The following is a 17,145-nucleotide window of genomic DNA, read 5'->3' as shown; positions in this document are numbered from 1 at the left end:
TGGTGAGCCGATTACGTATCAAGGTGAGTTAAATAAGCATTGTTCGGCTCGAATCCGCGTCCGTAGGCTCACAGGCATGGAAAGCTCACAGAGTATTGCGCTGGGCGATGTCGAGATCTTCCGCGTCATCGAATGGCAGGACACCCTGATGCCGGGTCCCGATCTGCTGCCCGGCACCACCGAGCAGACCTGGCGGGATAACGCGGACTGGCTGGCACCGGATCATTGGGATCTCGATACCGGGCTGGTCGTCGCCGCGATCCAAACCTGGGTGCTGCGCAGCGGTGGACGCACGATCCTGATCGACACCGGCGTCGGCAACGGACGCGAACGCCCAAGCCGCGCAATATTTCACCACCGACAGGGCGACTTCATCGAGCGCCTGAGCCGGGCCGGTGTGCGCCCGAACGATGTCGATCTCGTGATCAACACCCACCTGCACGGCGATCACGTCGGATGGAACACCCACGATGTCGACGGCCGGTGGACACCAACATTCCCCAACGCGCAGTACCTCATCCCGGCCGCGGACGACGCCTACTTCGGCCCCGCGGGCGGCTACGCGGGCGGCACGCGCCTGGACGACCGGCTGCTCTACGAAGACAGCATCGCCCCGATCCACCGCGCCGGCCAGGCCGTTCTCTGGGAGGACAGCTACCGCATCGACGACAGCCTCACCCTGGAATCCGCACCAGGCCACACGCCGGGATCCTCGGTCCTGCACCTGCGGTCGGGCGCGGACCGCGCGGTCTTCGTCGGCGACCTGGTGCACAGCCCGATCCAACTGCTCGACCCATCCTGCGACAGCTGCCTGTGCCTCGACCCGCGGCAGGCCGCGACCACCCGCCGCCGCATCCTCGAACAGGCCGCGGACCAACGGGAATTGGTGATACCGGCGCATCTCGGCGGCTCGGCAGCAGTCGAAATCCGCCGCGCGGGAACGAATTTCGCATTCGGCGCGTGGGCTGCCGCAGCAGCGGAACCACGCCTGCTCACGTCGGCGGCGCGGCCCGGCGTCGACGCTGATACCAGGTACGAAAACCGGTGACAGCCAAGGCGATCGGCGCGAGGCCGAAGACCAGCCAGAGCAGTCGCACCGGCCAAGGCGCGAGATAGCCGAAATGTAGTCCGTAACTCCACTTCTGCCACAGGGTGGTACTCGCGGACATATCCGTACCGCCCTTGATGAAGTGGGTATCGCCGGTGTGCCGGTCCACCGCGACAATGACGGACGGGAGCGGGACGGTGCCGCCGTAACGGCCCATATCGGTATTGACCGCGAAGGCGACGCGGTAGGTATCGGCGGGTTTCGGCGACGGTTCGGCGAGATAGACCAGCCTGCCGCCGGGTACGACGGCGGCCGCGGCGGCGATGGCGCGGTCGCCACCGATATCCGGTCCGGTGGCGCGCGCCGAGTTGTATTCCGATTTCGCCGGGGCGCCGCCGGTCAGTGCGTACCAGACCTTTCCGATCGCGGGGAGTTCGAAGCCGGCGCCGGTAATACCCCAGAACAGGAGGAACGCGCAGGAGGCGACACCGATCACCGCGTGCAGATCCCGGTTGCGCCGGTACTTGCCACGGCGTAGGTGAATGGTCAACCGCTGCTTGATATTTCGGATGCCGGGCCACCAGATGAGCAGCCCGCTCAGCGACCACCAAACCAAGGTCAGACCGATGCCGCCGAGTGTCAGCTGGCTGATCTTCAGCTCGATGACGGGCACCTTGGCGGTGAGCCACGGTTGATATCCCGGGTATCGCTCGCAGGACAGCGCACAGGAGTGCAGATTCGTCACGAATCCGAGTACGCCGCCGTCCGGATCGACGGTGCCGAGAATCGCGCCGGAGCCCGGGTCGACGTACACCGCCTCGCCCGCCTTACCGCTGCGCACCTGGAACACGCCGTCCACCAGTGTCGCGGTCGGCCCGGTCAGATCCGGTTTCACCGCCCGGGCGGCCGCGATCGCCTGGGTGGCCGTGATCGCTTGCGCCGATTCGGTTTTCGCGAACAGCTCCGGATGGAGCATTTGGTCGAGTTGCGGACGGAACAGCAGGATGGTCCCGCAGATCACCTGGATCAGCAGGAACAGGCCCATCACCGGTGTCGTCCAGCGATGCGCGATCCGCGTCCGGCGGACGAACTCGCGCAGTGCCCGATGACGTGCGAGCACCGGCTGTTTGCGCCGTGCGATTCGGTTCCGCGTCTCAACTACCACCCGACGATAGTAAGGTAGCCTTACCTAACGCGACATCCGCGGCACCTTATCCACCGGACGTCGTCCAACGCCCGATCGTCATAGTCGAAATACGGGCGCTATACCTAGTGCCATAATCGCGGGCGTGCAGCGTTCGGCGGCGGATTATGCGGCGGCCACGGTGGCGGGGGTTCTGGATGACCCGGCCGGGCGGTTCGCGCTGATGCGGCGCCTGTACGAGGGGCCGCCGGGGCCGGGTGGCACGCATCTGCCGTATCGCCGGGCGGCGCTGGCGTTCATGGGTTGGCAGTTGCGGCGCGGACTGTTGAATCCGGCGGATGGCGCGCGGCCGGGGAGTCCGTGGTGGCGTGCGATCAACGAGCGTCTGCTCCGCGATTTCTGTGAGGCGCAGGCGATCCACAGCGGATACGACGGCGCGCCGTCCGGGGCCGGCGTGCTGCACACCCTCGATTTCATCAGGCGTCCCAGCGCGCAGTCCTGGTATCGGGCGCACAATGTCGGCGTCGTCTCCGCCTATCTCGAGCACGAGGATTTGGCATGGGCCGAGGGCAAGGTCGAGCGTTTCTTCGTCAATCTCGTGCTGATCCGGGTGCTTTACGCCCATGCGCTGGTCGCCGCGCCCCGCCTGGCACTCGGTCCGCTGGGTCCGCTCGCCCCACTGCTCGGCGACCCGCGCCTGGGGATGACCGGAATCTTCCTCTCGCTGTCCCGGGTGCTCCCGGCCCGCTACCCGCTCGGCGACGATGTGCCGACCTATGTCGAAATGGAGCACGGCTTCGGCCATTTGCTGGATGTCGGCATGATCATGCCCCGCCTCGGGCACCTGTACGACTGGTCCGCGAAAACGCTGGAGATACCCGACCTGCGCGCTCTCCTGCGCCTTGAAGTCCCCGTATATGCATGGCGCGCAACAGATTACGAACCGTGGCACCCGCCGCCATCGCTGGCCGCCCGCCTGGCCCGCCGCACCCTACCCGCCCCGAAATAGCAAGCGCCTCAATAGAAGCGCAACCCGCGATCACTCGCCACCATCGATGCCGACCCGCAGTCCACCCACAACAGAAACGGCAATTGACCGATCACGCGAAGTAGGTATCGGCCGACCGCGACGACAGCAGCACGATCACCGCGATCGAACCGGCGGTCGCCAGGATCCAGCGCACCACGATCGCGTACCGATACCAGGCAGGTAGCGCGGCCACGGCGTCCCGCAGCACGATTCGGACGTCGAGGCCGCGCAGCCGTGGGTCGTCGGCCTTGGCCAGCATGCGCGCGGTGATCCGCGAGGCGAACACCTGCATGGTCGTCACACAGCCGACCCCGACCAGCACCAGCGGCTCAGCGGCTCGACGATCCAGGATGCCACCCGTCCGGCCGCATTGCCCGATAGGCCGAGGAATGCCAGCGCGGTCAGCACCGCGGCGATCGCGCAGCCGATGATCACCGCCGACCGGCATGGGCGTCCTCCTCATCCGTTCGAGGCCATCATGGCCCAGAAATCCGTTCGACGGCACTGCCGGACAGCTGTGCCGGAAAATCATCCGCGCCAACGCAATTCCACCGATCGGGCATCGATCCGATCAATCCTGTGCCAACGTCTGAATGGAAGTACCGACACGTCTTCGGGAGGTTCCATGAGGCGGCGGGTGTTGGCGGCGGTGGCGAGTCTCGGCTTGGTGTTGACGGGTGCGGTCGGCTGTGGGTCCGGCGGCGGTAATACGCTGACGATCACGGCCAATGCCATCGACACGGCGGGCGGGAAGAACGCGGCCGAGGCGAAATGGATTGCGGACTGGGTGATTCCGCGCTTCATCGATATGGAGAAGGCCAAGGGTGTCACCGTTCAGGTGAAATTCCAGGCGACCGGCGTGCCCGACGAGGATTACAAGAGCCGCATCGCCAAGGACCTGAAGACCGGAACCGGCGCGGATGTTGTTTCGGTGGACGGCATTTGGATCGGTGAGTTCGCCGAGGGGCAGCAGATCATGCCGCTGGACGAACTGATCGGTGCGGACAAGGTCGCGGCCTGGGATGGCTGGCAGCAGATCCCGGAATCGGTGCGCCGGTCGATGACATACAACGGCAAGGTGTACGGCATCCCGCTGGAGACCGACGGACGGGTGCTGTTCTTCAACCGCAAGCTGTTCGCGCAGGCGGGCCTGCCCGCCGACTGGCAACCGGCGAGCTGGGATGACATACTCGCCGCCGCGCGCAAACTGAAGGCGCTGCCGGGAGTTCTTCCGCTGCAACTGGATGCGGGGACGAGCTTCGGCGAGGCGACCACCATGCAGGGGATCCTGCCGCTGCTGGCCGGCACCGGCGCGAGCATGTATCAAGACGGCAAATGGATCGGCGACACCGCGAATTTCCGCAAGGTGCTGGACTTCTACCGCACCGTGTACGGCGAGAAGCTCGGTGACGCGGAATTGCAGCAGGACGCCCAAGGCCGGGAGAAGAGCTTCGAGAAATTCGCCAAGGGACAGGTCGGCATCCTGCTGGAGAGCGACTACCTGTGGCGCGGCGTGCTGAACACCGATGGCGGCAACTACCCGATGGCCGACCGCGACACCGCCGTCGGCTGGGCGAAGATCCCGGCGCAGGCACCGGGCGCCGGGTTGAACAAGCAGGATTTCGTCAGCATGTCCGGTGGCGGCGGCCGGGTGCTCAACCCGAAGAGCAAACATATCCAATTGGCTTGGGAACTCCTGCAATTCATGAATTCACCGGATGCGCTGAAGGCGTTCATCGCCCGCGGCGGGCCGCGGATCGCCGCGCGGCAGGACGTGAACACCGATACGCTGAGCGGCGATCCGATGCTGACCTTCATCGCCAAACAGGTGCTGCCGATCACCGCGCTGCGGCCCGCGCTGCCCGAGTACACCCAGGTCTCGCAGGCGATGCAGCAGGCGACGTTGGACGTGATCACCGGCAGGAGCACCGCGGACGCCGCCGCGACCTATAGCGACACCGTCGCGAAGGTGGTGGGCAAGGACAAGGTGGCCAATGGCTGAACGTGCCGACACCGACGTCGCCGGGCTGGGCCGCGCGACGGCGAGCACGTTCGTGCTGCCCGCACTGCTGCTGATCGCCGCGTTCCTGGTATTTCCCGCGCTGTGGCTGCTGTGGATCGGGTTGACCGACCTGACCGTATCCGGGCGCACCTCGGTGGACGTGTCCTTCATCGGACTCGGCAACTACACCAGGGCGATCGATGATCCGCTGTTCGGCAACAGCCTGTTGATCACCCTGCTGTACGTGCTCATCTCGGCCGTCATCGGACAGAACGGCCTGGGCTTCGCGCTGGCCTGGACGCTGCGCACGGCCGCCCGCTGGATCCGCACCGTGGTGGAAAGCGTTGTGCTGCTTGCCTGGATCTTGCCCTCCAGCGTGGTCGCGGTGCTGTGGATCGCGATGCTCGACCGCGACCAGGGCACCGTCAACCGGCTGCTCGACTCCCCCGGCTACGCCTGGCTGATCCATTACCCGCTGCCGGTGCTGATCGTATTCAACATCTGGCGCGGCACAGCGTTTTCCATGCTGCTCTATTCGGCGGCGGCGTCGACCGTGCCGCCCTCGCAGCTCGAAAGCGCCCGGCTGGCAGGCGCTTCGGGGCCGCAGACCCTGCGCGATGTGGTGTTTCCCCATCTGCGCGGGCACATCCTGACCAATACGCTGCTGATCAGCCTGTGGACCTTCAACGATTTCACGCCGTACCTGCTCACCCGCGGCGAGCCGAACCATCGCAGCGAAACCCTGCCGATCTTCCTGTACCGGCAGGGAATCGATATCGGCGCACTGGGTTACGGCGCGGCGGCATCGGTGCTGATGCTGGCGATCAATCTGGTGCTCGCGCTGTTCTATCTGCGACTGCTGCGGCGGCGGGCGTCATGAATCCCCGGCAGCTGCTGGCCAGGATCGGCTTCTACACCTTCGTCGCCGTGGTGACCGGCCTGTTCGCGCTGCCGATGCTGTGGCTGGCCTCCGCACCGTTCGACGCGAATCCAGGATATGCCCCGAGACTGCCGGAACACCCTACGCTGCAACATTTTTCGTCCTTGTTCCAGAACAGCCTGACGATGGGTTCGCTGTGTAATTCGGTGCTGCTGTCCGCGGCGTGCACGGTGCTGGTGGTCGGCACCGCGGCGTTGGCGGCCTATGCCCTTTCCCGGGTGCGGATTCCGGGCCGCGATGCGCTGCTGTATCTGCTTCTGCTGCTGTCCAGCGTGGTCACCGGTACCGCGGCGATGGTGCCGATCTTCCTGATGATCTGGAAGCTGGGCCTGCTGGATCAGCAACTGGGCGTGGTGCTGGTGCTCTCGGGCGGATTGCTGCCCGCGGCCATATTCATCCTCAAGGATTTCATGGATTCGGTGCCGAGGTCCTATGAGGAATCGGCGCGGGTATTCGGAGCCGGACCGTTCCGGATCCTGCGCGATATCGTGCTGCCGGTGGCAAGGCCGGGACTGGCCACGATCGCGGTGTGGACCGTGGTGAACATCTGGGGCAGCTATCTCGTGCCCTTCCTGCTGCTGCGCGACCAGGACAAACAACCGGCCGCGGTGGTGGTGCGCACCTTCTACGACGAGGGCGGCGGCGCGCTGCTCGGACCGATTTCGGCGTTCTCACTGCTGTATTCGATTCCGGTGGTGCTGATGTATCTATTCGTCAACCGGCGCTACGGCTTCCGGATCCACGGAGGGATCAAGTCCTAGATGGCGCGGATCGATTTGGCGGAGCTCACCAAGACCTACCCCGGCGACGTGAAAGCCCTTGACGGCCTGGAGTTCACGATCGCCGACGGCGAATTCTTCGCGCTGCTCGGGCCGTCCGGCTGCGGCAAGACCACCCTGCTGCGCACCATCGCCGGACTGGAGACGCCGACCAGCGGACGAATCCTGATCGACGGCAAGGACGTAACCCGGGTCTCGCCCGGAAGACGCGACGTGGCAATGGTTTTCCAGGACTATGCCCTGTTCCCGCATATGTCCGTGCTGGACAATATCGCCTATCCGTTGAAGATTCGCGGCGCCGACCGGCGCACGCGCGCGGCCAAGGCGACCGAAACCGGAGATCAGCTCTCGCTTCAGGGTCTGCTGGCCCGCCGCCCCGCCGAACTGTCCGGCGGGCAGCAGCAGCGGGTGGCGCTGGCGCGGGCCATGGCTTGTCATCCCAAGGTTTTCCTGTTCGACGAGCCGCTGTCCAACCTGGATGCCCGGCTGCGGCTGGAGGCCCGCACCTTCCTCAAGAAACTGCAGCTCGAGCTCGGCGTGACCACCGTCTTCGTCACGCACGACCAGGCCGAGGCGCTGGCGCTCGCCGACCGGATCGCGGTGCTCGACGCGGGGCGAATACGCCAAATCGGCACCGCCCGTGCGGTTTTCCGCCGGCCCGCGGATACCTTCGTCGCCAATTTCATCGGGTCGACGCCGATGAATCTGATCCCGGGCGAGCTGGTGGGTCACGATCGGTCGGTGATCTGGGGCGCCCGCCCCGAGTACCTGAGCTTCTCGCACACCGCGGTGGACGGCGCACTGCACGGCGTGGTCGCCGCGGTGGAACATCTCGGAGCGACCTCGCTGGTCACCGTCGACGCGACCGGATTCAGCGTCGGCGTCACCGTGCCGGAGACCGACGAACCCGCGCTGGGCACCGAGGGCTGGGTGGTCCCGCAGGCCGATCGGGTGCTGCTCTACGACGCCGACTCCGGTGCCCTCCGGCCCTGATGGTGAGAATCGAGAACGGCGTGCAGGAATCGGCTACTGCGCCAATGATGTCCGGCATCAACCGGTCTCAGCGCGGCTTTCCGATGCGCGGACCTCAGCGCGGCAGCACGGCCCAGGTGCCGAGGAGTAGCAGTGGTGCGCCGAGTAGACCGATGGCGGCGAAGGTGATCGGGCGGATGACCACGCCGCGGGCGCGCAGCCGGTCGGCCCACAGGAGGGTGGCCAGCGAACCCCACATGGTGATGAGCGGGCCGATATTGGTGCCGAGCAGCACATCGAAGATGCCGTCGGATGTGCCTGCGGGGACGGCGGTTTCCATCGCCAGGTAGGCGGGCAGGTTGTTGATCAGGTTGCTCGCCGCGGCCGCGACGGCGGTGGTGCGCGCGCCGGAATGGTCGGTCCAGCGGGTGAGCAGATCCCCGAGACCATGGTTCACCAGCGCGGCGACGACGAGGAACAGGCCCTCGGTGGTGATCACCAACCGCCACGGAAACAGATTCCAGTGCAGGTGTTTTCGGCCACGCAGCGCGAATATCGTCAGCGCCGCGAGCGCGCCCGCCGTCGCCGCGAGCCACGGCGCGACACCGGCGAGCACCGCGCCCGCGAATCCGGCGCAGGCGACGGCACAGACCGCACAGCTCACCGGGTCGTCGGGACGCTGCGGGCTCGGCACCGCGTAGCGCACGGATCTGCGCGGATGATCTCCGCCCGGTGGCGCCATCAGGCTGCGGCGGAACAGGATTCCGAGATAAACCGTCGTCCCGACCACCGCGACCAGCTCCGGCAACGCCATCCGACTCGCGAATTCCACGGTCGAGATGTCGGCGTGCTGCAGCGCGAGCAGATTGGTCAGGTTGGAGACCGGTAGCAGCAGGCTCGCGGTATTCGCCAACCACACCACCAGCAGCGCGAACGGCAGCGGCCGCAACCCGAGCCGGTCGGTGACCGCCAACACCACCGGCGTCAACAGCACCGCGGTGGTGTCCAGACTCATCCCGACCGTCGTCACCGTCGCCAGCACCGCGACCAAAACGAACAGCAGCGGCGTCGACCCACGGGCCAGCCGCGCACAGTACACCGCCGCGAGCTCGAACACCCCCGCCGCATCCGCCAATTCCGCCAGCACCGTCACCGCGACGAGAAAACCCAGCACCGGCCCCGACCGCACCACACCGACGTCGACGGCATCGGCGACCGGCAACCAGCCGCCGACCACCGCCACGGCAGCCAGCCCAGCCAAGATCTTCCACACCCGCACCAGCATGCCAACAGCGCACCCGCTCCCTTCGCAGCGGCAGCTTGTCGGACGCCCATATCGCCCGGATAAGGCCGCGTCATCGCCTACGTGTACTGCGGCATATCACCGAACGAGCCGTGTCGTGACCGGACGTTTCGTATGAGCTCGAGCCGACCGGTTCCGCATGCGTGGCCGCCATGAGACAGACCTTTCGGAATGTTCTGAACGGTACTAACGTTTAGCCAATGCGACGGCGGCACAGTCGATTTCAATGTTCGAGCGAGGTCCGGGGGCGGGTATGGGGTATCGCGGACTGATCAAACGAGAGTTGCTCATCTGGGCGGCGGTCTCGTTCACCAGCAAGATTCCGATCGCCATGACACCGCTGGCGCTGGTTTTCCTGATGCGCGCGACCGATGGCTACGCATTCGGCGCCACCCTGGCCGCCTGCTATGTGGTCGGCGAGGTGGCCGGGGCGTCCATGCAGGGAATGCTGTTGCGGCACAGTCGGGTTCGGATCGAGTTGGCGATCGGCCTTGCGGTCGGCGCCGCCGCGTTCGCCGGATTGGCCCTGTCGCGGCACGCTCCGCTGCCGGTACTCGTCGTGCTCGCCTGCATCGCGGGCGCCGGACCGGCGGCGAGCCCGGGCGGGCTGCGGTCGATGCTCACCGCGATGGTTCCCGAGCGCGATGTGCCGCGCGCGCTCAGCGCGGAAACAATGCTGGCCGACGTGATCTGGGCGATTTCGCCAGCGGTGGTCGTCGCCCTCGCCCTGCGCGTCGACGCGGCCGCCCCGATAGCGCTGGCCGCACTCTGCGCGGCGATGGCCGCCGGATTGATCTTCCTGCTCCCCGAACCGTCCGCGACGCCGCGCCCGTCCGGCGCCGAATCACCCTGGCGCGCCGTGGCATCCGGCTGGCCGATCTACCTCACCAGCGCCAGCGCGATGTCGCTGCTCGCCATCGCCGAACTGCTGCTGCCCGCGCTGCTGGAATTCCGGCGGGTGCCGGTCGGCTGGGCGGGGCCGATGCTGACCGCATTCGCGGTGACCGCCGCCGTCGGCGCCTTCTGCTACGGGCTGCGCTCCTGGCCGGGCAGCGTCCGGACGCATTCGCTGGTGCTGCTGGTGGTGACCACCGGATGGGTGGCCCTGCTGGCGGTGCTGCCCGGTATCGGAATCGGCATCGCACTCGCGGTGGCGGGCTTCTTCCAGTCCGCCGTCATCGTCGCGCGCAATCTCGCACTGCGCGAACGTCTTCCAGCCGCCTACCACTCCTCGGCCTATTCGGTGATGTACGCCGCGTCCGGCGTCGGCTACGGCTTCACCGCGACCGTCGGCGCCATCGTCCTCGACCACGCCTCCCCCTCCACCGCCATACTCGGCGCGGTAGTCCTCACCCTGATCTTCACCGCGATCAGCTGGTTGGCCGAGCGCTCCCCCCGCCCCACCCCCGAACCGGCCTACGCCTCAACCGAGCGTCCGTAGGTACCCGCACGCCGAAGGAAAGCCAGCCGCACCCCGGCTTCGAACCGCACACCCCGTACAACGAATGCGCGGTTCGAAGCCAGGGTGCGACGTGCCCTATTCACCTTTGAACACGTAGATAATCGGTTCACGCACAGCAATCGGCTTCTCGCGCAAGCAATCGCATACGCGAGAAGCCGGAACCTACGCGGGAACAGCGTCATCCGGGGTGGGAACCGGGAGACCGCATGTCAACGCACCACGCGCCTATCTCAGGCGATCCAGTCGTCGTAGTGGCGCAACCACCCCCCAACGCACCGATCACTCCCCCAGCCACCACGACCGATATCGGCCATCCACCGAACACTTCAGTGTGACCCGGCCTCACGCAGCCGTGCCTCCACGTAATTCCACGCCTCGGGAAACCCGATAACAGCGGCGGTCAGATGCTCGGAGACATCAACAGGGGTGAAATCGACTCGGGCGCCTGCCTTCTTGTAGCGGTCGACGATGCCGGAGACGGTGTCGAACGGGGTCAGCTCGTCGTATTTGCCCTGCCAGATGTACATCGGCACGGTCGGCACCCGGTCGAAGTACCGCAGGCTGTTCTCGTGCAGCACGTTGTAGGTTTCCGGGGTGTCCATCAGCTTCTTGGACTTGGCGAATTCGTCCGCGCTGTGACCCAATCCGTCGATGAGCAGCATGCGGCGGCATGCGTCCTTGTTCTGTTCGCGGAACGCCATCCCGGCGGCATTGAGCTGATCGGAGATCGGCAGCCGGTCCGGATATTCCCGCTCCAGACCCATGGCGGCGGCGAAGGCCAGCCCGAATCCGGGGTGCGCGGTGAAGCCGAGTCCGCGCGCCATCTGCTCCAGATCGGCCGGGATGCCGCCCGCCACCGCGGCGGTCAGTTTGAGTTCGGGCGCGTATTCGGGCTGTTCGGCGGCGGCCCATGCGGTGGCCATGCCACCACCGGAGTAGCCGGCGAGAACCGTTGGCGCGTCGGCGAGTCCGAGTTCGGTGACCCGCTTCACCGCCCGCACGCTGTCCAGGGTGACCATGCCACTCATCCGCGCCGCGCCGTACGCGACATCAGGCCCCAGGTAGTCCGGGATCGAGATGGCCCAGCCGCGGGCCAGCGGAACGATCGCCGTCGGACCGTCCTGCAGTTCACCGTTGAAGATGGAACGCGATGGCTGGCATCTGGTTCCGAGCGAATTGATCAGCGCCTGATACGAGATGAGCGGCGGGTTCTTCACGCCGCGCGGCAGGAAGACGGTGGTGACGCCGAGAATGGGCCGCCCCGAGGAATTGGTGGAGCGGAAGGAGATCTGCCAGCCGTCGGCATTGGGGAAGTATCCGGAATCGATTCGGCGCGACTGCACCACGTCACCCGGCCGTAGGTCGGCGATGTTGCCCGGAGCGGAGTAGAAGGGATCGGAATCCGGTGTGGGATAGGCCGGTTCCGCGGTGGCCGTCGCGGTGCAAACTCCGGCGAGCGCCACGCATAGCGCCGATGTCAATGCCTTCATCCGAATACTACGTAACAACGCACTACCTGGGAATGTGGTCACGGGCCTCATCAAACCGCAGATCAGGTTGTGAGTCGAATCGTGACATCACCCCAAACCTGTTGGCTCCGAATGCATCTCAGACAGCTTTTGCGATACCGCCGGTACCGTACCGACGGTACCCATCCACCCCTCAGCGCAAGCTGATTCCCCGGTTACGCGCACTCCCTATTCTCGAAATATGTTCGATTCCAGGCACGTTCGAGTCTTCGACGAGGTGGTGCGTACCGGATCGTTCGCGGCTGCGGCGCGCAGCCTCGGCTACACCCAGCCCGCGATCAGTCAGCAGATGAAGGCGCTCGAAAAGGCCGTCGGCACCGCGCTTTTCGTGCGGGTCGGCCGCGGCCTGCGCCTCACCGACGCCGGGGAGATCCTGGCCGGGCACGCCACCGGCATACTGAGCGCGATTTCGGCGGCACAGCAGCAGGTGACCGCGATCACCCGATTGCGGTCGGGGCGGATCCGGGTGTGCGCTTTTCCGAGTGCCAGCGCGACGCTGATCCCGAGCGCGGTGAAGGAGCTCAAATCCGTCGATTCCGGGGTACATATCGAACTGCTGGAGGGTGAACCACCGGATTCGGTGGAGGCGCTGCGCCGCGGCGACTGCGATATCGCCCTCGGCTTCACCTACGGTGCCGAGGCCGAAACACCGCGCGCGCCCGACCTTTTCACCATCGATCTGCTCGACGATCCGCTGATCGTGCTACTACCCCGGACCCACCCACTGGCCGGCAACCCAGCGGTGGAGCTCGCCCAACTCGCGGACGAACGCTGGATCGCCGGATGTGTGCGATGTCGCAGTCACTTCGTGAAGTCCTGCGCCACAGCCGGATTCGAACCGAATATCGATCTGACCACCGATGACAACCTGGCCGTGCAGAGTCTGGTCGCCGCCGGGCTCGGGCTCGCGGTGATGCCGAAGATGGTCCAGTCCTTCCTGCGGCATCCCGAAATCGTCGGCCGCCCGATACTGCCCGCCGCGGCCAGGACCGTGCGGGCATACACGCTGCCGGGCTATCGGAAGGCTCCGGTCACCCGGATGATGCTGGAGGCGCTGGACAGAGCGGCCCGAGGACTGGGCACGAAACGAAACCCATTACCGCACAAGCATTCCGACCGATAAGCATTCCTTTGGTAACGGCAAGAAGCTGTATCTGGTCCCCCGGCCGCACCGCGCGCACACTTGCCGTATGGCCGCACCGAGCACCGCCCCCAGCACGCCCCGGCTCGCCGAACTCGTTTGCGCGATAAGGGAAGTCGTCGGGTTGGAGCGCTCGCCAGGGGAAACGGCCCGCCTGGTCGCCGAATGCGTCGAACCTTTTCTCGCGCAACGTGATCTGCTCCCACCGGGCTGCGACGAGGGCGATCCGGAGCGTTACCGGCAGCATCTGATGCATGCCGAGGAGGACGGCAGCTTCTCGGTGGTCGCCCTGGTCTGGCATCCCGGACAGGCCACCCCGATCCACGATCACGTCGCCTGGTGCGTGACCGGCGTCTACCGGGGCGTCGAGACAGAGCGGCAGTACGAGGTGCGCGGCGCGGGCCCTGAGGCCCGGCTCGTCCCGGTGGCCGACACCGTCAACGGCACCGGATCGACCTGCGGTTTCGCCCCGCCCGGCGATATCCACCTGGTGCGCAACGGCGGCGCGGAGAAGGCCATTTCGATCCACGTCTACGGCGGCCACATCGGCAGGCTCGGCAGCAGTGTGCGCCGGGTCTACACCCTGCCGATCGCCGACTGCTGAGCGCTCGTTCCCGGCGGCACGGACCGTCCGCGATGGCCGAATCCGGCTCGTCGACGGAAAAGTTCTGTGATCCGCGGCACATTCTGGTTAGGAACAAACTCCCTGCATAACCCGGGTGCCGGAGGGTCGGCGATACATCGCCCAAGATCGAACCAACCATCCGTTGGCCATTCGTTCACCTGCCGTTAACCTTTCGTGACCATTCTGCAATCGGGTCACAAAGCGACCTGAAGTTTGGTTACACCGAGGAGTTGTTCACACACATTCGGAAAACGACCGCATGGGCACATACCGTGCCCGCCGCGGTCGGCGGAGCGGAGACCCGCATCGGGCCCGCGATTCCCAACCTTCCGCCTCACTCCCGTCACCGGACGAGGAGTTCCGCGCAATAGAGCGCGGCCCGGCCATGCCATGACGCGGCCGGAGTCATAAACGCGACCGTCGCGTTTTCCCGGGGACCCGTCCCCGTCACAACACAAACACACAACAGCACATCGCGACCGATCGGCGAGCGCACCAACGCGCCCGTCGTGGATCCGTGCTGCCGCATGCGGCCGGACCCGAACCCAACCGATCAAGGAACCGATTCGCAATGCCTGACAGACGCATCCCGCTACTTCGCCGCGCCTCGCTCCGCGATGGCATCACCGTCGCCGTCGCGACGGTCGGTGTGATGGCCATCTGCGCCTCGTCCGCGGTATCGGTGGCCGACGATCGCGTCCCGTCTCGCATCACCATGGTCGCGCAGCAGGAGCCCGCCCCGGCGGCGCCCGCCGTACAGGCCGCACCGGCACCCGCGCCGATGCCGCTGCCCATTCCGGTTCCGGCGCCGATGCCCCCGCCCGCCCCCAGCTACCCGGACAACCTCGACGGCTGGATCCGTCAGGCACTGGACATCATGCACGCGCACAACATCCCGGGCAGCTACGACGGCATCTACCGCAACGCGATGCGCGAATCGACCGGCAACCCGCATGCGATCAACCTGTGGGATTCCAATGCCGCCGCGGGCATTCCGTCCAAGGGCCTGCTGCAGGTGATCGACCCGACCTTCCAGGCGTACCACATCGACGGAACCTCCTGGGATATCTACGATCCCGTCGCCAATATCGTGGCCGCCTGCAATTACGCGGCCCGCACATACGGGTCGATGGACAACGTCAACTCCGCGTACTAGCCTCCTTCGGCCATGGCCGACTACAGCCACGGTGACTTCGCCAATCGCAGCCGCGCCGACAAAGCGCGGCGGCTGGCCACCTATGTATGGGAGCGCGGCATCACCGGCGCCGAGCTCACCGGGCTACCCGCGGCCGTGCTGCGCAAACTGGCCAGGGCCGCGGGCACCAACCCACCGAGCACCGATGAGACCTGGCAGGCCGTCGCGCAGCTGCTCGACGAAAAGGATGCCTGGGCCGACCGGCATCCGGATCACCCTGCGGCACAACGACATCACCTCGACGAGAAAATCCTCTGGGTGAAGCCGCCGGTCGCGCCGTGGGCCTGATCCCGGAATACCGCATTTATCCTGCTAGCGTCGTTTTATGGACCTAGAACAGGCTCCACTCTCGCGGCGGTCCGCCCGCTTCGTCCTGCTAGGCTGCGCGCTCGCGCTGCTCGCCGGGCTCGGCGGCATCGGCGGACTCGCCATGTCCCGGCCGTCCTCGTCCGCCGAGGACGGCCGGATCGTCAGCGATGCGGCCGGTATCAGCTTCGTCCCGCCGCCCGGATGGACCCAGCGCACGCCCGACAAGGAGAAGAGCGGCCTCGTCTACGGTCAGGTCGCGCTGCAGAAGGGTGATGACAACCAGATCATCCTGATCGGCAAGATGGATGACGCACTGTTCGCCGCCGACGAACCCGACGATGCGAAGGCGGCAGGCGAGTTGGCCGCGGGCATGGGCGAATTCTTCTTCCCGGATTCCGGCCGCCGGACCGACCGGGAACAGAAGCACTTGGCGGGCGCCGAGACGACCGGAGCCTCCGCCTTCTACCGCGTCCAATTCGACAACGCGGGCCAGCCGAAGGCCGAGGTGTACGCCGCGGTGCTGCGCTCGGGCGACAACCGCTGGTGGGTGACCTGGCTCAGCGATTCCCGCAACCCGATAGACAAGGACGCCGCCCAACGCCTCGCCGAGTCGATCGACCCTCTGTAACCGGACAATTCGGTCCGTAGGATGGTGGTATGACCGAGCGCAAGCCGCCCGATCTCACCTTTGAATCATGGATCGACAAGCAGGTTCGTGAGGCAACAGAGCGGGGCGAATTCGACAACCTGGCAGGTAAGGGCAAACCGCTTCCCGGCGCGGGCACCCATCTCGACGAAAATTGGTGGCTGCACAACTATTTGCGCCGCGAGGGCGTGAGCGCGGACGCCATGCTGCCGCCATCGCTGGTGTTGCGCAAGGAATCCGAGCGCATCCAGGACACGGTGCGCGATATGCCCACCGAGCGCGAGGTGCGTGCGACCGTCGCCGAGCTGAACCGGCGCATCGCCGACTGGCTGCGGCTCCCGCACGGTCCGTACGTCCCGATCGGGCCGCTCGACACCGAGGCCGTCGTCGCGCAGTGGCGTGCGGACCGCGCATCCACGCGACGGACACCGCCCCGAACCCCTTCCGCGCCAACCGAATCCGTCGGCTGGTGGCGTAGGTTGCTGCGCCGCTAACGATCGCAGTCGGCGAGGTTGTCGCTGCCCTCGGCCGCGGGAACCACCTTGTCGGCGAGTGAGCGCAGCGCTTTGGCCTCGTCCGGCGTCATCGAGTCGATGAAGATCCGGCGCACCAGCTCCACATGATTGGGTGCGGCATTCTCCAACGCCCGCCGACCCGCCGGGGTCAATCGCACCAGGATGCCGCGGGCGTCGTCGGCGGCGGGTCGGCGATCGACCAGCCCGCGCCCGGCCATGCGGGACAGATGTTTCGACAGCCTGCTCTTCTCCCAGCACACCTCGGCCGCCAACTCCTTGGCGCGCAGGCAATCGCCCGGCGCCGCCGAAAGGGCAACCAGCAGTTCGTAATCGGCGGTGGATAAGCCGTCGCGGGCCAGTCCGGCGGAGATCGCCGCATCCATTCGCTGGCGCAACCGGATGTAGGCCTGCCAGGTCGTCTGCTCGTCGGTGTTCAGCCATCGGACCATGGCTACAAGTTTAACCGGATGTTAGTTGACACGGACACCAACAATGGGACCGATCG

At 66.4% G+C, this 17,145-nt stretch carries 19 protein-coding genes; 13 read left to right on the top strand and 6 right to left on the bottom strand.

Translation table 11 applies throughout. The features are described from left to right. The first annotated feature begins 76 nt into the window (after window positions 1-76). Window positions 77-1,048: an MBL fold metallo-hydrolase gene (locus F5544_RS09425; RefSeq protein WP_167472834.1), complete on the top strand. Its 972-nt coding sequence runs from the start codon at window positions 77-79 to the stop codon at window positions 1,046-1,048. Here the strand turns inward: F5544_RS09425 and F5544_RS09420 are convergent. Beyond that, window positions 993-2,213 (bottom strand): PepSY-associated TM helix domain-containing protein, encoded by a 1,221-nt coding sequence (locus tag F5544_RS09420; RefSeq protein ID WP_167472833.1) that lies wholly within the window; start codon window positions 2,211-2,213, stop codon window positions 993-995. The two genes, F5544_RS09425 and F5544_RS09420, sit on opposite strands and share 56 nt — an antisense overlap. A gap of 124 nt (window positions 2,214-2,337) precedes the next feature. On the opposite strand from F5544_RS09420, the gene F5544_RS09415 reads away from it, so the two are divergent. Continuing rightward, window positions 2,338-3,201, top strand: a complete 864-nt coding sequence (locus F5544_RS09415; protein WP_167472832.1) for a hypothetical protein — start codon at window positions 2,338-2,340, stop codon at window positions 3,199-3,201. Window positions 3,202-3,292: 91 nt separating this feature from the next. On the opposite strand, the gene F5544_RS09410 is transcribed toward F5544_RS09415, so the two are convergent. Then, the gene (locus tag F5544_RS09410; protein ID WP_167472831.1) at window positions 3,293-3,523 is read right to left on the bottom strand and encodes a hypothetical protein; all 231 of its coding nucleotides are present in this window, start codon (window positions 3,521-3,523) and stop codon (window positions 3,293-3,295) included. Next, window positions 3,520-3,657, bottom strand: coding sequence for a hypothetical protein (locus F5544_RS09405; RefSeq protein ID WP_167472830.1), 138 nt, complete (start codon window positions 3,655-3,657; stop codon window positions 3,520-3,522). Before F5544_RS09405 ends, F5544_RS09410 begins: the two co-directional genes overlap by 4 nt. A gap of 190 nt (window positions 3,658-3,847) precedes the next feature. Here F5544_RS09405 and F5544_RS09400 point away from each other — a divergent pair, with 190 nt between their 5' ends. From F5544_RS09400 to F5544_RS09385, 4 genes are read left to right on the top strand one after another with little or no spacing between them, the layout of a single operon-like run. Beyond that, a complete protein-coding gene (locus F5544_RS09400; protein ID WP_167472829.1) occupies window positions 3,848-5,224 on the top strand; it encodes an extracellular solute-binding protein in 1,377 nt (458 codons plus the stop codon). Next, on the top strand, window positions 5,217-6,104 hold the full coding sequence (locus F5544_RS09395) for a carbohydrate ABC transporter permease (RefSeq protein WP_167472828.1): 888 nt from the start codon (window positions 5,217-5,219) through the stop codon (window positions 6,102-6,104). The genes F5544_RS09400 and F5544_RS09395 overlap by 8 nt, the downstream gene beginning before the upstream one ends. Further along, window positions 6,101-6,925 (top strand): carbohydrate ABC transporter permease, encoded by an 825-nt coding sequence (locus tag F5544_RS09390; protein ID WP_167472827.1) that lies wholly within the window; start codon window positions 6,101-6,103, stop codon window positions 6,923-6,925. The genes F5544_RS09395 and F5544_RS09390 overlap by 4 nt, the downstream gene beginning before the upstream one ends. Continuing rightward, complete coding sequence (locus tag F5544_RS09385; RefSeq protein WP_167472826.1) at window positions 6,926-7,936, top strand: ABC transporter ATP-binding protein; 1,011 nt, start codon at window positions 6,926-6,928, stop codon at window positions 7,934-7,936. A gap of 94 nt (window positions 7,937-8,030) precedes the next feature. Here F5544_RS09385 and F5544_RS09380 read toward each other — a convergent pair whose 3' ends face one another. Next, window positions 8,031-9,200: an SLC13 family permease gene (locus F5544_RS09380; protein ID WP_167472825.1), complete on the bottom strand. Its 1,170-nt coding sequence runs from the start codon at window positions 9,198-9,200 to the stop codon at window positions 8,031-8,033. A 244-nt stretch (window positions 9,201-9,444) separates the two neighbouring features. Between F5544_RS09380 and F5544_RS09375 the strand changes: the two genes are divergently transcribed. After that, the gene (locus F5544_RS09375) at window positions 9,445-10,659 is read left to right on the top strand and encodes an MFS transporter (protein WP_238847171.1); all 1,215 of its coding nucleotides are present in this window, start codon (window positions 9,445-9,447) and stop codon (window positions 10,657-10,659) included. Window positions 10,660-11,006: 347 nt separating this feature from the next. Here F5544_RS09375 and F5544_RS09370 read toward each other — a convergent pair whose 3' ends face one another. Further along, window positions 11,007-12,170: a lipase family protein gene (locus tag F5544_RS09370; protein WP_167472824.1), complete on the bottom strand. Its 1,164-nt coding sequence runs from the start codon at window positions 12,168-12,170 to the stop codon at window positions 11,007-11,009. Window positions 12,171-12,390: 220 nt separating this feature from the next. On the opposite strand from F5544_RS09370, the gene F5544_RS09365 reads away from it, so the two are divergent. The 6 genes from F5544_RS09365 (at window position 12,391) to F5544_RS09340 (ending at window position 16,619) form a co-directional block, all read left to right on the top strand. Continuing rightward, complete coding sequence (locus tag F5544_RS09365) at window positions 12,391-13,332, top strand: LysR family transcriptional regulator (protein ID WP_167472823.1); 942 nt, start codon at window positions 12,391-12,393, stop codon at window positions 13,330-13,332. Window positions 13,333-13,399: 67 nt separating this feature from the next. Then, the gene (locus tag F5544_RS09360) at window positions 13,400-13,954 is read left to right on the top strand and encodes a cysteine dioxygenase family protein (protein ID WP_167472822.1); all 555 of its coding nucleotides are present in this window, start codon (window positions 13,400-13,402) and stop codon (window positions 13,952-13,954) included. 592 nt (window positions 13,955-14,546) lie between these two features. Further along, window positions 14,547-15,131, top strand: coding sequence for a transglycosylase SLT domain-containing protein (locus F5544_RS09355; RefSeq protein ID WP_167472821.1), 585 nt, complete (start codon window positions 14,547-14,549; stop codon window positions 15,129-15,131). Window positions 15,132-15,143: 12 nt separating this feature from the next. Continuing rightward, window positions 15,144-15,458 carry a hypothetical protein gene (locus F5544_RS09350; protein ID WP_167472820.1) on the top strand — a complete coding sequence of 105 codons (315 nt, stop codon included), beginning with the start codon at window positions 15,144-15,146 and terminating at the stop codon, window positions 15,456-15,458. A gap of 37 nt (window positions 15,459-15,495) precedes the next feature. After that, the gene (locus F5544_RS09345) at window positions 15,496-16,107 is read left to right on the top strand and encodes an APA family fibronectin-binding glycoprotein (RefSeq protein WP_167472819.1); all 612 of its coding nucleotides are present in this window, start codon (window positions 15,496-15,498) and stop codon (window positions 16,105-16,107) included. A 29-nt stretch (window positions 16,108-16,136) separates the two neighbouring features. Next, the gene (locus tag F5544_RS09340; protein WP_167472818.1) at window positions 16,137-16,619 is read left to right on the top strand and encodes a DUF1992 domain-containing protein; all 483 of its coding nucleotides are present in this window, start codon (window positions 16,137-16,139) and stop codon (window positions 16,617-16,619) included. Here F5544_RS09340 and F5544_RS09335 read toward each other — a convergent pair. Then, on the bottom strand, window positions 16,616-17,089 hold the full coding sequence (locus tag F5544_RS09335; RefSeq protein ID WP_167472817.1) for a MarR family winged helix-turn-helix transcriptional regulator: 474 nt from the start codon (window positions 17,087-17,089) through the stop codon (window positions 16,616-16,618). The genes F5544_RS09340 and F5544_RS09335 overlap by 4 nt on opposite strands. Between the last annotated feature and the right edge of the window lie 56 nt (window positions 17,090-17,145).

The organism is Nocardia arthritidis (assembly GCF_011801145.1).
In the GTDB taxonomy this organism is placed as follows: Bacteria; Actinomycetota; Actinomycetes; order Mycobacteriales; family Mycobacteriaceae; genus Nocardia; species Nocardia arthritidis_A.
The sequence above is the reverse complement of the archived record's forward strand: the minus strand, read 5'-3'. Positions and strand labels throughout refer to the sequence as shown.